This is a genomic window from Methylobacterium oxalidis, from assembly GCF_007992195.1.
GTDB classification, from domain to species: Bacteria; Pseudomonadota; Alphaproteobacteria; order Rhizobiales; family Beijerinckiaceae; genus Methylobacterium; species Methylobacterium oxalidis.
In genome coordinates, this window is the sequence record NZ_BJZU01000003.1 from 53,083 (window position 1) to 66,787 (window position 13,705).

Below are 13,705 nucleotides of genomic sequence, written 5' to 3' on the forward strand. Positions count from 1 at the left end.
GCGTTCCAGCCGAATCAGAGCCAGCGCGGCAGCCAGAAGATGAGGCCTGCGGCGACGAGCCAGGCCGCCAGCGCGCCGAGGATGGCGAGGCGGTAATCGAGGCGGTCGCCGAGCCACCACGCGGCGGCCAGGAACACGAGGTAGGCAGGGATCGTCTTGGCACCCGCGAGGCAAACCGCGCGGAAGCCCGCCGCATCGCCCTTCGCGCCGACCGCGAGCAGCGCGATGATCGCGAAGGTCGGCGCCAGCGGCAGGATGCCCGGGAGCACGTTGCCGCGCCGCGACGCGAGCACGATCGCCATCGTCACGAGGCCCCCGACGAGCCCCTTCCAGAGGACGTCGATCACGCTTCCTCGTCCCGGCGCTGACCGCGCAAGCCCTCCCAGTGGGCGAGGCGGTCGGCGTAGCGGCTCTCCATGCCTCGGTCCGTCGGCGCGTAGAAGTGCTGGCGGCCGAGGCGCTCCGGCCAGTAATCCTGGCCCGAGAAGGCGTCGGGCTCGTCGTGGTCGTATCGGTAGCCCTCGCCGTAGCCGAGCCGGCGCATGAGGTTCGTCGGCGCGTTGAGGATGGTGCGCGGCGGCGCGAGCGAGCCCGCCTCCTTGGCCACCCGCGTCGCCGCCTTGTAGGCCGTGTAGACGGCGTTCGATTTCGGCGCACAGGCGAGATAGATCGTGGCCTGCGCCAGCGCCAGTTCGCCCTCCGGGCTGCCCAGGAAGTCGAAGGCGTCCTTGGCGGCGTTGGCGACCGCGAGCGCGTGCGGGTCGGCGAGCCCGATATCCTCCACCGCCATCCGCACGAGGCGGCGTGCGATGAAGAGGCGGTCCTCGCCCCCGTCCAGCATGCGGCAGAGATAGTAGAGGGCCGCGTCCGGGTCCGAGCCGCGCACCGTCTTGTGGAGCGCGCTGATGAGATTGTAGTGGCCCTCCTGCGCCTTGTCGTAGATCGGCGCGCGGCGCTGGATGATCGCCTGCAGGGTCTCGGCGTCGATCGTCTCGCCGGGCCCGGCCGAGCGCCAGACCTCCTCGGCGAGCGTGAGGGCGGCCCGCCCGTCCCCGTCCGCCATCCGCACCAGCACGCCGCGGGCCTCCTCGTCGAGGGGCAGCGCCCGGTCGGTCAGGGCCTCGGCCCGCACCAGCAGCTTGGCGACGGCCGCCTCGTCGAGGGCTCGGAACAGGAGCACGCGCGCCCGGGACAGGAGCGCGGCGTTGAGCTCGAAGGACGGGTTCTCGGTGGTGGCGCCGACGAGCGTCACCGTGCCGTCCTCCATCACGGGCAGGAAGGCGTCGAGCTGGGCGCGGTTGAAGCGGTGGATCTCGTCGACGAAGAGCAGCGTCCCCTGCCCCGTCGCCCGCCGCTTGCGTGCGGCCTCGAACACCTTCCGCAGGTCGGGCAGGCCGGAGAAGATCGCCGAGATCTGCTCGAAATGCAGGCTCGTCTCGCGGGCGAGGAGGCGCGCCACGGTGGTCTTGCCGGTTCCGGGCGGCCCCCAGAAGACCAGCGAGCCGAGGCTGTTCGAGCGCAGCAGCCGCGTCAGCGCCCCGTCGGGTCCGGTCAGGTGCTCCTGCCCCACCACCTCGGCGAGGGTCTGCGGTCGCAGGCGGTCGGCGAGGGGGCGCGGGGCATCGGAGCGCTGCGCGTCCGTCTCGATCCCGGCCGAGGCGAAGAGGTCTGACATCGCGCCATCAACACCCCGGCCGCCCTCCTCCGCAAGCCCGCGGGCGGCGCGGTCCACCTGCGTTCGCGGCCGGGCCCGAAGCGGGGCCTTTCCGCCGGCCCTGCGCGATCCCACCTCAGGGGCGTCCGCCGCGGAGGCTCCCGACCCATGAACGTCCTCAAGACCGCGATGCTGCTCGCCGGCCTGACGGCCCTGTTCGGCGCGGTCGGGCTCGTGCTCGGCGGCGGCCGCGGCATGGCCGTCGCGCTCGGGGTCGCGGCGCTCACGAACCTCTACGCCTACTGGCGCTCGGACGCGCTGGCGCTCGCGGCGCACGACGCCCGCGAGGTCGATGCCCGGGCGGCGCCGGACCTTCACGCGATGGTGCGGGATCTCGCGGGCCGCGCCGGGCTGCCGATGCCCCGCGTCTACCTGATCGACAGCCCGCAGCCGAACGCCTTCGCCACCGGGCGCAACCCGCAGAACGCCGCCGTGGCCGCGACCACCGGCCTTCTGGCCGCCCTGAGCCGCGAGGAGGTCGCCGGGGTGATGGCGCACGAGCTTGCCCACATCAAGAACCGCGACACCCTCACCATGACGGTCTCGGCGACGCTCGCCGGCGCCATCGCGACGCTGGCACAGTTCGGCTTCCTGTTCGGCGGCCGGGGTGATTCGCGCCCCAACCCCCTCGTTATGATCGGCACCACGCTGCTCGCGCCGATCGCCGCGATGATCGTGCAGTTCGCGATCAGCCGCTCGCGGGAATACGCCGCCGACCGGGAGGGCGGGCTGATCTGCGGCAACCCGCTCTGGCTGGCCTCGGCGCTCAGGCGGATCGAGGCGGGCGTCGCGCAGGTGCCGAGCCCGTCCGCGGAGAGCCACCCCGCCACCGCCCCGCTCTTCATCGTCAACCCGCTGTCGGGCCGGGGCATCGACAACCTGTTCTCGACGCACCCGGCCACCGCCAACCGGGTCGCGGCGCTCCAGCAGCTCGCCGGCGAGATCGGCGGCCTGGCAGCCCGGTCCGGCGGCTTCCGCGACGCCTCCCGGACCGGGCGCGGCCCCTGGGGTTGAGGCCTCAGCCGCCGAACACCGAGGTCAGCACCTCGCCGCCACGGTTGATCGAGACCTCCCACATGTTCAGCGTGTTGCGGGTGACGCGGTCGAGATCCTTGGTGCTCGCGATCGGCACCCCGTTGATGGCGACGATCAGGTCGCCCTTCTGCAGGCCGGCGCGGCTCGCGAAGGATCCGTCGTCCACGGACTGCACCGCCACGCCCTCCCCCGGCAGGTCGACCTGCAGCTCCTCGGCGACGGCCGGCGAGGTGTTGACGAGGGTGGCGCCCAGGAACGGCGAGCGGGTGCGCACCTTCAGGGCGTCGCGCGGGCGCGTCTCGGGCGCCTGCCCGAGCTTGACGGTGACCACCGTCCGGCCGGTGCCGCGCAGCACGCCGAACTTGGTCTCGCCGGACGTGCCCTTCAGCGCGAACCGGTAGCCGAACGCCTCCGGATCGTCGACGTTCTGGCCGTCCACCGAGAGGATCAGGTCGCCGCGCTTCAGGCCCGCTTCCTCGGCCGGGCTCTTCGGCTGCAGGCTCGCCACGAGCACGCCGGTCGGCCGGTCGAGCCCCATGCTCTCGGCGATGTCGGTCGTCACGCTCTGGACGCGGGCTCCGAGCCAGGGCCGGCGCACGGTGCTGGCGCCGCCCTTGGCGGTCTCCACCACCGCCTTGACCATGCCGGCAGGGATCGCGAAGCCGATGCCGTGGCTGCCGCCGGACTGCGAGTAGATCGCGGTGTTGATCCCGACGAGGCGCCCCTGCAGGTCGACCAGCGCGCCGCCCGAATTGCCCGGGTTGATCGCCGCATCCGTCTGGATGAAGAACTGGTAGTCCGAGGAGCCGACCTGCGTGCGGGCGAGCGCCGAGACGATTCCCTGCGTCACCGTCTGGCCGACGCCGAACGGGTTGCCGATCGCCATCACGAAGTCGCCCACCTCCAGGGTCTCCGAATCGCCGAACGGCATCGAGACGAGGGCGTTGCCGGGGTTCTTGATCTTGACGACCGCGAGGTCGGTGCGCGGATCGCGCAGCACGATCGTCGCCTCGAACTCGCGCCGGTCGGCGAGCGCGATGCGCACCTCGTTCATGTTGTCGATGACGTGGTTGTTGGTGATGACGAGGCCCGAATCGTCGACGATCACGCCGGAGCCAAGAGAGCGCTGCGCCCGCTCGCCCGGCATGCCCGGCCCGCGGCCACGCCCCGGCTCGCCGAAGAAGCGGCGCATGAACTCGTCCATCGCGCTCGCCCGCGCCTGCGGCCGCTTGTCGACGTGCGAGGCGTAGACGTTCACCACCGAGGGCGCCGCCCGCTTCACCACCGGTGCGAAGGAGAGCTGCACCTCGCTCCGGGTGAGCGGGGCCGCCTTCGTGGGCGCGCCCTCCGGCGTCTTCATCATCTGCGCGGAGGCCGGCGCGGCGGAGAGGACGAGCGCGACCGCGCCGGCGAGGGCGAGCGGAACGGGCGAACGGATCATGCAGGGCTCCCGGATGGCAGGGGCCAGCCCCGACCCGCCTCGACCGGCACCGCGAGGCGGGCCGGGGCGCAGGGTCCAGGGCGGCTGTCCGGGGCTATTTAGCGCCGCCAATTGCGGCGCGCGAGAGTCTGGATCGCACCGCATCGAAGGATCGGGCGGCGAAAAGGCCAAGTGCCCGGGCGCTGGCGCCCGGGACGATCGCGCGGGAGGGCCGGACGGCCCCTCCGTCACTGCTTCGGCTGCTCGACCATCCGGCTCGCCTTGCGGGCGAGATCGCTCCAGCAGGTCAGCGAGGCGTCGGCGACGCGCTGCATCTCGGCCACCTGGAGCCGGATCAGGTCGGCCGGCGACTTCGCCGTGCCGAGCGCCTGGAGGTGGCTGATCGCCGCCGCGCTCTCGTTGCGGATGAAGGCGAGCACCGTCGCGTTCATGCCGCTGAGGTCGATGGTCGGCGCCGAGAGGCTGACGTTGAGGAACTCGAAGGGCAGCTTGCGCGAGGGCGGGGCGGCCTCGGCGGCCTTCCTGGCCTCCTTGCGGATCTCGGTGCGCACGGTCTCGGCGGCCTTCGCCGCCACGACGGGCGGGGACTTCTCGGCCAGGTCGACGGCGGCGTCGACCGCCTTCTTGGCGGCCTCGGCAGGAGGCGCCCCGACAGACTTCTCGACGCTCTGCACGACGGCCTTGGCCGCGAGCGTGGCCGGCGCGACGCTGTTGAGGAGCGCGGTCTCCGGCTTCTTCTCGGCGGCGGGCTTGGCGGCCGGCGGCTTCGCGGCGGCGGCCACCGTCTCGGCGGCCTTGGCCGGCGCGGGCGCGGCGGGCTTCGCCGGGGCGGCCGGCTTCTCCGGAGCGGCCTTGGCGGGCGCCTTCGGCGGCTCGACCGGCTTGGCGGCCGCGGCGGGCTTCGCCACCGGGGGCTTGGCTGCGGCCTCGACCTTCTTGGCCTCAGGCTTGGACTGCTCGTCCTTCGGCAGCGCGGACTTCACCGAACCCTTGTCCGTCGTCGCGCTCGCCACCGCTCGCGGCGCGCTGCGCCGGGCCGTGCGGGAAGGCTGCTGTGTACGCCGAGTCACCATGTCTCTCCTCTCCTAAACCCTGCGACCCCCGCCTCCGCGCTCCGGGAGCGGAAGGGCCGACGTCAGCCTCCGGCCGACCAAGTCACGGGGCCTCGTCGAGGCGATTCGAGGTTGTACCCGCCCGGTCGAGCGGGGTCGTGGCCCGGCCCGGCGGGAGCCGGGCCGGTCGCGTCCGCGATCAGCGGGCGGCGTTCTGGGCGAGCGTGCCGAAATCCTTGGCCTGCGCCTGCAGCGTGGCGAACTGGCTGCGGATGAACTCCGACTGCAGCTCGAAAGCCTCGCGGAGGTCCTTGGTGCGCACGAGCTTCTGAGCGAAGTCGAAGGTCGCGTTGGCGTTGGTCTGAGCGTGGTCGAAGCCCTTGGCGACGGCGGCCTGCATGGTCGACTGGAAGGTCTGGCTGGAAGACTGGACCTGATCGGTCGCCTTGAGGGCGTTGCTCATCAGCGTGCCGACCGCGGTGCGCGCCTGATCGACAGACTTCTCGGCGAAGTCGCGCAGCTCGCTCGGAATCTCGAAGGTCTGGGTCGTCATGTCGTCTCCTCGCAGGTCTCGCGTCCTGGGCGGCGCACTCGGCCGCCGTCAACGACCGGACTTATGTTGCATTGCAGCATAGAAGTCAACACGCCCCGCGCGGCCGGCTCGAACATCGTCCGAGGGGCATCAACTCTCTAGAAGCTGAACGACGCGAAGACGCACAACTTAGGGCGCGAGGCACCGGCCCGTCAAATGCGGCCGCGTCGGCCTGTCAGTATTCTGCATGCACTTCACGCGATTGTCATGAAGGGTACCGACTCCGGTCGAGCATTCCGGACATCGCCTGGCGACCGGGGATTATAGCCTGGCTGCCCCCGTGCACTCCGCAGCCGCGGCGCCGGTAGGGATCCGGTCGGCCGCGTCCCGCTGCTCCGGCTGCTGCGCTGCACACAACCCTCGCTGCCGGACACGCGCGTAGAGAGCGGCGAGCGCCTCGCAATGTGCGGCGACCGTGAGGGGCGCCGACCAGTAGCGCGCGTGCGCCGCGCGGCCGAGAGCACCGACCCGCGCGTCGTCCCGCAGCGCGCGGAACGCCTCGGTCAGCGCCGCGGGCTCGGGCGGGACGACGAACCCGGTCTCGCCGTGCCGTACCTTCTCGGCCGCGCCGGACCTGTCCGAGGCCACCACCGGTATGCCGGCGGCGAGCGCCTCGTAGACGGTGAGCGGGCCGGTCTCCAGCCAGCGCGACGGCGCCGCGACGGCCCGGGCGCGGGCGCGCAGGATCGCCTGCACCTCCGCGGGGCTGCGCCATCCCAGAAGCTCGATCCCGGGGCGCCCGCGCAGGCTCTCCTCGAGGGGGCCGGAGCCGATGAAGAAGGCGGGAAGGCCGGCGGCGCGCGCGGCCTCGGCCACGAGATCGGCACCCTTCTCGGCGGTCATGCGGCCCACATAGGCGATCGCGTCGCCGCGGGCCGGTTCGGCCGGCTCCCCACGCACCACGCTCACCGGATTGTCGATGCGGTGATGGCTCGCGGCGAACTCCGCCAGCATCGGCCCCATGCGGGCGAGCGTCGCGTCGCAGACGTGCACGAGATGCAGCCGGTTGCGCCCGGCGGCCCGCCGCAGCGCCGCCGTGCGGGCGACGCGCACGAGCTTGTGCGCGCGGCTCTTCGCGTCGCAGGGCGCCGTGAGGCAGGGTGTGGAGAGCGGCCTCAGGGCGCAGGGCTCGCCCCTGTCGAAGCGGTAATAGACGCCGTTCGGGCAGGCCAGGAAGTAGTCGTGCAGCGTCACCACCACGGGCGCGCCCGTGCCGAGGAGGAGCGGGAAGACGCTCGGCGAGAGCGAGCGCGTCCACTGGTGAAGGTGCAGGCAGTCGGGCCGGGTCGGCAGGCCGTCGAGCGCGGACGCCAGCCGCTCCGCCGCCGCCCGGTGCCAGATCCCGGCCGTCGCGGCCGTGAGGGCCGGCCGGCTCCAGACGTCGGGAAGCTCGAGAGCGACGCGCCTGAGGCGCGGATGGTCCAGAAGCGGGTCGGCCGGACCCTCGACGCCCTGGATGAAGGTCACCTCGAGGCCGGCTTCCGCCAGGCCGCGCGCCGATTCCACGGCGACCTTCTCGGCGCCCCCGCTCGGTCCGGCGAACTCGGCCAGGATGACGACGTGCATGGGGAGGCCCCGGGTCCGGTCCGATGCTCGCGGATCCGACGACCCGGCGGACCGCAATTTACGCGCGATCAACTGCCGTCCGGTAAATGAGGGGATATCGTTCGGCGCCGGGATGGTTCAGCCTTGCACGTCGTACTCGTCGCCGACCACGCGTTCATCAACGGCGGACAGGCCAAGGTCGCGATCGATTCGGCGCTCGGCCTCGCGGGCCGCGGCCACCGCGTCACCCTGTTCGCCGCCGTGGGACCGCCGGACCCGAGGCTGGAGGCGGCCGGGATCCGCGTCGTCTGCCTGAACCAGCCCGACATCTCGACGGCCCGCAGCAAGCTCGCCTTCGCCGTACAGGCGATCTGGAATCGCGAGGCCGCCCGGCGCCTGTCCGAGGAACTGGGGCGCGTCGACCCGCGCGAGACGATCGTGCACGTCCACGCCTTCGCCAAAGCGCTCTCGCCCTCGATCGGCATCGCGCTCCGGGAGAGCGGGCTGCCGCTCCTCTACACGATGCACGAGTTCTTCCTCGTCTGCCCGAACGGCGGGTTCTACGAGTACCCGGCCGCCCGCATCTGCCACCGCACGCCGATGTCGCGGGACTGCCTGACCACGAACTGCGACGCGCGCTCCTATCCGCGCAAGCTCCTGCGCGTCGTGCGCCATCTCGGCCTCGAGACCGTGGCGCGGCTGCCCGACCTGTTCCGCCACGTCGTCACGATCAGCGACCTGCAGGAGCGGGCCGCCGCGCCCCACCTGCCCCGCGAGACGGTCTTCCACCGAATTGCCAACCCGATCTCCGTGCCGGACGCGCCGGCTTCGCCGAAGGCCGGCGGCGCCTTCCTGTTCGTCGGCCGCATCTCCACCGAGAAGGGCGCGCCGATCTTCGCGGAGGCCGCGCGGCGGGCGGGCATCCGCCCCGTCTTCCTGGGCGATGGGGATCAGGCGGCCGAGCTCGCCGCCCGCTACCCGGAGGCGACGATGCTCGGCTGGCACGATGCGGCGGCCGTTCAGGCGCGCCTGCGGGCGGCGCGGGCCCTCATCTTCCCCAGCGTCTGGTACGAGGGCCAGCCCCTCACCGTCTACGAGGCGCTCGCCTGCGGCACGGCGGTGATCGTCAGCGACGCCTGCGCCGGGCGCGAGGCGGTCGAGGACGGGGAGACCGGCTTCTGGTTCCGATCCGGCGACGCGGACGCGCTCGCCGCGCACCTGCGCCGCCTCGCCGACGACGAGCTCGCCGACCGGATGGGACGGGCCGCGCACGACCGCTACTGGGCCGCGCCCCTGACCCTCGACGCGCATCTCGACCGCCTCGCGACCGTCTACGACGCCGTGATGCGGGAGGCCGCGGCCGCCCGCCTCGCCCGAGGCGCCGCCCCGCGCGGCCGAGCGGTGGCGCCGGCCTGAGCCCGACGCCCGGAACCCGGCGCGAGCCTCCTGGAAGCGGAAACACCCGCCGCCGCTTCGCGTTGACGAGCATCTGCACCGGCGACGGTGCCTCCGCGACACGGGAGTGCCACGATGGCCGAGACCACGACGAAGCCCCCCGAGGGGCAGGGCAAGCCCGGCTTCCGGCAGGACAGCCCGAAGCCCGACGACAAGGCGAACCCGGCGAACCGCCAGGAAGCGATGAACGAGCGCCTCGACGAGGCCCTGGAGGAGACCTTCCCGTCGAGCGACCCCGTCTCCGTGAAGGTCACGAAGTAGGCCACACCCGGTCATCCGAAACGAGGAGAGCCGGGGCCCCGTGGGCTCCGGCTCTCGTCATGTTCGGGCCGTGATGCGCCTCAGGCCGCTTCGAGCAGGCGCCGCGCGATGACCTGCGCCTGGATCTCGGCGGCACCCTCGAAGATCGAGAGGATGCGCGCGTCGCAGAGGATGCGGCTCACCGTGTACTCCAGGGCGAAGCCGTTGCCGCCGTGGATCTGCAGGGCGTTGTCGGCCGCCGCCCAGGCGACGCGGGCGCCGAGGAGCTTGGCCATGCCGGCCTCGAGGTCGCAGCGCTTGCCCTCGTCCTTCTCGCGGGCCGAGAAGTAGGTGAGCTGGCGGGCGATGTTGATCTCGACCGCCATCATGGCGAGCTTGTCGGCCACGCGCGGGAAGTTCACCAGCGCCTTGCCGAACTGCACCCGCTCCTCCGCGTAGCGCAGGCCCACGTCGAGGGCCGACTGCGCCACGCCGATGGCGCGGGCCGCGGTCTGGATGCGGGCCGATTCGAAGGTCTGCATGAGCTGGGCGAAGCCCTTGCCCTCGACCTCGCCGAGGAGGTTCGACGCCGGCACCTCGAAATTCTCGAAGGCGAGCTCGTACTCCTTCATGCCGCGGTAGCCGAGCACCTCGATCTCGCCGCCGGACAGGCCGTTCACCGGGAAGGGGTCCGCATCCGTGCCCCGCGGCTTCTCGGCGATCAGCATCGAGAGGCCCCGGTGGCCCTTCTCCTCGGGCTTGGTTCGCACGAGCACCGTCATGATGTCGGCGCGCACGGGGTGGGTGATCCAGGTCTTGTTGCCGGAGATCTTCCAGGCGTCGCCGTCCTTGACCGCCTTGGTGCGCAGGCTCGCGAGGTCGGAGCCGGTGTTCGGCTCGGTGAACACGGCGGTCGGCAGGATCTCGCCCGAGGCGAGCTTGGGCAGGAAGCGCTGCTTCTGCTCCTCGGTGCCGCCGCACAGGATCAGCTCCGCCGCGATCTCCGTGCGGGTGCCGAGCGAGCCGACGCCGATATAGGCGCGCGACAGCTCCTCCGAGACGACGCACATCGAGATCTTCGGCAGGCCCATCCCGCCGTACTCCTCGGGGATCGTCAGGCCGAAGACGCCGAGCTCGGCCATCTTCTCGATGATCTCCATCGGGATGTAGGCGTTCTCGCGGTGCCACTCCTGCGCCTTCTCCACCACCTCGGCCTTGCCGAAGCGGCGCATCTCGGAGCGGATCGCCTCCATGTCTTCGTCGAGGCCCGAATCTCCCACCGTGGCGGAGCCGCCGCCGTCGCGGATCCTGGCGACGAGAGCGGCGCGGTTCTCCGGCGTGTTGCCTTCCGCGATCATCGCCTCGATGGCGGAGGTGCGGAACTGGGCGAGCTCACGGCCGGAGAGGCCGAGCGAGGAGGTCGGGCGCACCATCTCGCCCTGGCTCATCGGGATGCCGCCGAACATCTGGTCGAGGTACTCGCCCATGCCGATCCGCACGAGGAGCGTCTCGGTCTCGCCGAGGCGGCCGGCCTCCTGAAGGTTGGCGGCGTAGTGGGCGAGTTCGCGCACCGCCTCACCGTAGGTGGCGAGCCAGGCGAGGCCGTGGGCGGCGTGCTGCTCGGCCTCGAGCTTGGCCGCGTCGAGCTTGCCGTCCGACGAGAGGACGCGGGCGCGGACACGGCGCGTCGCCTCGGCGACGAGCTTCTTGGCTCCCTCGGCCGCGTCGCGGCTCAGCGTGACGAGGTCCTGCGGCGCGGGCGTGAGGGCGGGTGAGGCTGACATTGGCGGTCTCTCGTAACGTGAAGTCTGGGGTTCATTATAGGCAGGCGCGCCCGCGCAGTAGAGGTTTAATGCCGCTCTCCCCCTCTTCGAGTGACTGAATTCATTATACTTTTGGCCGCCTCATCACGCTCTGCTGGCGATCGCGACGCCGGCCGCGGCGACGGCCATGCCGGCGAACTGGACCGGGCTGAGGGTCTCGCCGAACAGGGCGAACGCCATCGCGGCCGAGACCGGGGGCACCAGGAAGAGCAGCGAGGCCACGCCCGCCACCGCCCCGCGCCGGATCAGCCAGAGCAGGAGCAGGATCCCGGCCACCGAGTTCACGAGGATCGACCACGACAGGCCGAGCCAGAAGGCGGGCACGTTCTCGATCCGTCCGTCCTCGAAGGCGAGCGCCATCGGGATCGTGAGGATCGCCGCGCCGACGAACTGGACGGAGGCATTGGTGACGAGGTTGGCGCCCGCGGCCGTGCGCTTCTGCCAGAGCGTGCCGAGCGTCATCGCCGCCATGGCCCCGAGGCAGGCGGCGAGCGCCACCGGCGGGATGCCGGAAGCTCCGGCCGCCCCGATCTTGGGCGCGAGGACGAGCCCGGCCCCCACGAACCCCGCGCCGATGCCGAGCCAGCGGCGCGGGCTCACGAACTCGCCGAGGACGGGCCGCGCGAGCATGGCGGTGAGCAGCGGCTGGAGGCTGCCGACGAGTGCGGCGATGCCGGCCGGCAGGCCGCGGTGGACGGACCAGAACACGCCGGCCACGTAGACGCCCTGCATCAGCACGCCGGCCACGAGGGCGTCGCGCCAGCCCGTGCGCCCCTGCGGCCAGGAGGCGCCCGTCGCCGCTGCGAGCGCCGCCAGCACCAGGGCGACCCCCGTCACCCGGATCGCCACGAAGGTCAGGGGCTCGGCGTACGGCGCCACGAAGCGGGCGGCGACGAAGCCCGTGGCCCAGATGACGACGAAGAGACTCGGAATTGCGGGGTTCGGCATCGGCTTCGATCACGCGGCGGCGCCATGCTTGCGGCGCCATGCACCACGCGAGAACCGCCGAGGCAATCGCCGAATGCGGAGGCCAGCCATGCGAGCCGCCGGGCGCCGCCTCCGGACCCGAGTGCGTGGCGGCTCGGCCTCGTGAAACGCCAGCGCCGGTCTAATCTGATCTACTCTACCACAAACAGGGTATTACGGCGGGATTTCACGCACAGATACTGATTTCCTCGCCGATATCAGGCAGGGAGGTCGTCATGTGCAGATCGGAATTTGGAATCGCGATGTTCCTCTTACCGCTGGCAGTGGGGTACAGCACCCCCTCGCAGGCCGGTCACCTGTACAAGCATCACGGCGGGAAGTTCACGCTCCGCCACATCGCCCCGCCGCTTCAAGCCGGTGCGATCGGTGTTTCCTCGGCAGCCCCCCTCTCTCCGGCCGCGCTGAACGCCGATCTCGCGATCAGATGGCAGGACTCGCTTCACGGCGAGACCAACTGATCCCTCGGGACCGAGACCGGCGCGGCGATGCCCATCGCCGCGCTTCGACGTTTGCTGCCCCCTGGTCCGTGCTCGCGATACGTGCAATTTTGCAACAGCCAGGCGTTGCTAGATCAGGCAAATTCCACCTTGGATCGGGCCAGACGGCATGATCGAGTTCGATTACGAACTTCTGGTCGAGACTTGTTACGCAGCCGCGCTCAGCCTGGAACTCTGGCCGGAACTTCTCGCTAAGGTTGCATTTTGTCTCGGAGCTCGCGGAGCGGCGGTGGTCCCACAGGACGAGCGGCGGGCCACGGATTGCCTCGCGTCCGAGTCCCTCGCGGAGGCCAACGCGGCCTATGCCTCGGTCTGGTGGGAGCTCGACCCCTGGAACCTTCGGTCACGGAGCTTGACGATCCGGCCGGGTGCCGTCGTGCGGGACAGCGATCTGATCAGTCCTGAGGACAGGCTTTCGCTTCCGTTCTTCCAGGATTTCTGCCGGCCGCATCGGATGGGCGATTTCGCGGCCTGCTTCTTCGTCGATCCGCACGATGGGAGATCCTACACCATCAGCGCCTTCAAGGACGATCGAGCAGGACTTCACACGGCCGAGGACATCGAGCGCCTGCGGGCGATGACGCCGCACGTCGCGCGCGCCTTCACATTGAGCGGGGTGCTCTCCGACGCGCGCGATCACGCCGCCGGCCTGGCCGCCGGGCTCGAAGGGCTCAGGTTCGGCACGATCGTCCTCGACGCGTCAGGCCGAGCCCGGGACATCAACTCGAACGCTCACGGCTTCCTCGGCACCTACCTGCGGCTGGACGGCGACCGGCGCCTTCATGCGCTCTCCTCACGGGATCGATCCCGTTTCGCACGCCTGCTCGCCTCGGCTCTGCCCGGCGGCATCGGGCCGGGGGACACCGGCATGTTGCTCCGGCCCCTCGCGGACGGGCGCCCGCTTCTGGTCGAGGCCGTGCCGCTCCGCTTCGTGGACGTCGCACTCTCGCTCGTCGGCTCGCGGCGCGGCGGAGCACTGATACTCCTGCACGACATCTTCGCGCCGATCAGGCCGGACATCGTGGAGCTGCTCGTCCAGCTGGGTCTGAGCGCCGCCGAGGCCCGGCTCGCCCAGCTCGTGGGCCGGGGCCTGTCTCCGCGCGCCGCCGCGTCCAGCCTCCAGATCGCGGAGAGCACGGTCCGGGTCCATCTGCGCTCCTGTTTCGCCAAGCTCGGCATCGCGCGCCAGAGCGAACTCGCGATCCTCGTCACGCGGCTCGACAGCCTCGCGGGTTTGCCGCGCATCCGGTGATGCGCGTCGGAGCAGGTGGTAACGCTTGACGGATGCGGTGCGCATCGTCCGTAACGCGCACCGAAAGCCTGC

The 13,705-nt window shown here is 71.6% G+C and carries 13 protein-coding genes; 5 read left to right on the top strand and 8 right to left on the bottom strand.

The window, feature by feature from the left end:
* Positions 1–14: 14 nt before the first annotated feature.
* Positions 15–347: a GlpM family protein gene (locus MOX02_RS00860; protein ID WP_238179208.1), complete on the bottom strand. Its 333-nt coding sequence runs from the start codon at positions 345–347 to the stop codon at positions 15–17.
* Complete coding sequence (locus tag MOX02_RS00865) at positions 344–1,675, bottom strand: replication-associated recombination protein A (protein ID WP_147023809.1); 1,332 nt, start codon at positions 1,673–1,675, stop codon at positions 344–346. Before MOX02_RS00865 ends, MOX02_RS00860 begins: the two co-directional genes overlap by 4 nt.
* Before the next feature lie 147 nt (positions 1,676–1,822).
* Between MOX02_RS00865 and htpX the strand changes: the two genes are divergently transcribed.
* Entirely contained in the window at positions 1,823–2,728 is a 906-nt protein-coding gene (gene htpX, locus MOX02_RS00870) for a zinc metalloprotease HtpX (protein WP_147023810.1), read from the top strand.
* 4 nt (positions 2,729–2,732) lie between these two features.
* Here the strand turns inward: htpX and MOX02_RS00875 are convergent, their stop codons facing one another.
* The 4 genes from MOX02_RS00875 to MOX02_RS00890 all read right to left on the bottom strand — a co-directional run bounded on the left by MOX02_RS00875 (position 2,733) and on the right by MOX02_RS00890 (position 7,400).
* Positions 2,733–4,190 (bottom strand): Do family serine endopeptidase, encoded by a 1,458-nt coding sequence (locus tag MOX02_RS00875; protein WP_147023811.1) that lies wholly within the window; start codon positions 4,188–4,190, stop codon positions 2,733–2,735.
* Positions 4,191–4,417: 227 nt separating this feature from the next.
* Complete coding sequence (locus tag MOX02_RS00880; RefSeq protein WP_147023812.1) at positions 4,418–5,263, bottom strand: hypothetical protein; 846 nt, start codon at positions 5,261–5,263, stop codon at positions 4,418–4,420.
* A 178-nt stretch (positions 5,264–5,441) separates the two neighbouring features.
* Complete coding sequence (locus MOX02_RS00885) at positions 5,442–5,795, bottom strand: phasin (protein WP_147023813.1); 354 nt, start codon at positions 5,793–5,795, stop codon at positions 5,442–5,444.
* A 300-nt stretch (positions 5,796–6,095) separates the two neighbouring features.
* Entirely contained in the window at positions 6,096–7,400 is a 1,305-nt protein-coding gene (locus MOX02_RS00890; RefSeq protein WP_147023814.1) for a glycosyltransferase, read from the bottom strand.
* A gap of 123 nt (positions 7,401–7,523) precedes the next feature.
* On the opposite strand from MOX02_RS00890, the gene MOX02_RS00895 reads away from it, so the two are divergent.
* Both MOX02_RS00895 and MOX02_RS00900 read left to right on the top strand, forming a co-directional pair.
* A complete protein-coding gene (locus MOX02_RS00895) occupies positions 7,524–8,795 on the top strand; it encodes a glycosyltransferase family 4 protein (RefSeq protein WP_147023815.1) in 1,272 nt (423 codons plus the stop codon).
* Between the two features lie 114 nt (positions 8,796–8,909).
* Positions 8,910–9,095, top strand: coding sequence for a hypothetical protein (locus MOX02_RS00900; RefSeq protein WP_147023816.1), 186 nt, complete (start codon positions 8,910–8,912; stop codon positions 9,093–9,095).
* An 80-nt stretch (positions 9,096–9,175) separates the two neighbouring features.
* Here MOX02_RS00900 and MOX02_RS00905 read toward each other — a convergent pair whose 3' ends face one another.
* Complete coding sequence (locus tag MOX02_RS00905; RefSeq protein ID WP_147023817.1) at positions 9,176–10,858, bottom strand: acyl-CoA dehydrogenase family protein; 1,683 nt, start codon at positions 10,856–10,858, stop codon at positions 9,176–9,178.
* A gap of 123 nt (positions 10,859–10,981) precedes the next feature.
* The gene (locus tag MOX02_RS00910) at positions 10,982–11,845 is read right to left on the bottom strand and encodes a DMT family transporter (RefSeq protein WP_147023818.1); all 864 of its coding nucleotides are present in this window, start codon (positions 11,843–11,845) and stop codon (positions 10,982–10,984) included.
* A gap of 281 nt (positions 11,846–12,126) precedes the next feature.
* On the opposite strand from MOX02_RS00910, the gene MOX02_RS00915 reads away from it, so the two are divergent.
* Together MOX02_RS00915 and MOX02_RS00920 are read left to right on the top strand one after the other, a co-directional pair.
* Positions 12,127–12,342 (top strand): hypothetical protein, encoded by a 216-nt coding sequence (locus MOX02_RS00915; protein ID WP_147023819.1) that lies wholly within the window; start codon positions 12,127–12,129, stop codon positions 12,340–12,342.
* Positions 12,343–12,610: 268 nt separating this feature from the next.
* Positions 12,611–13,633 carry a helix-turn-helix transcriptional regulator gene (locus tag MOX02_RS00920; RefSeq protein ID WP_147023820.1) on the top strand — a complete coding sequence of 341 codons (1,023 nt, stop codon included), beginning with the start codon at positions 12,611–12,613 and terminating at the stop codon, positions 13,631–13,633.
* Positions 13,634–13,705: the final 72 nt, after the last annotated feature.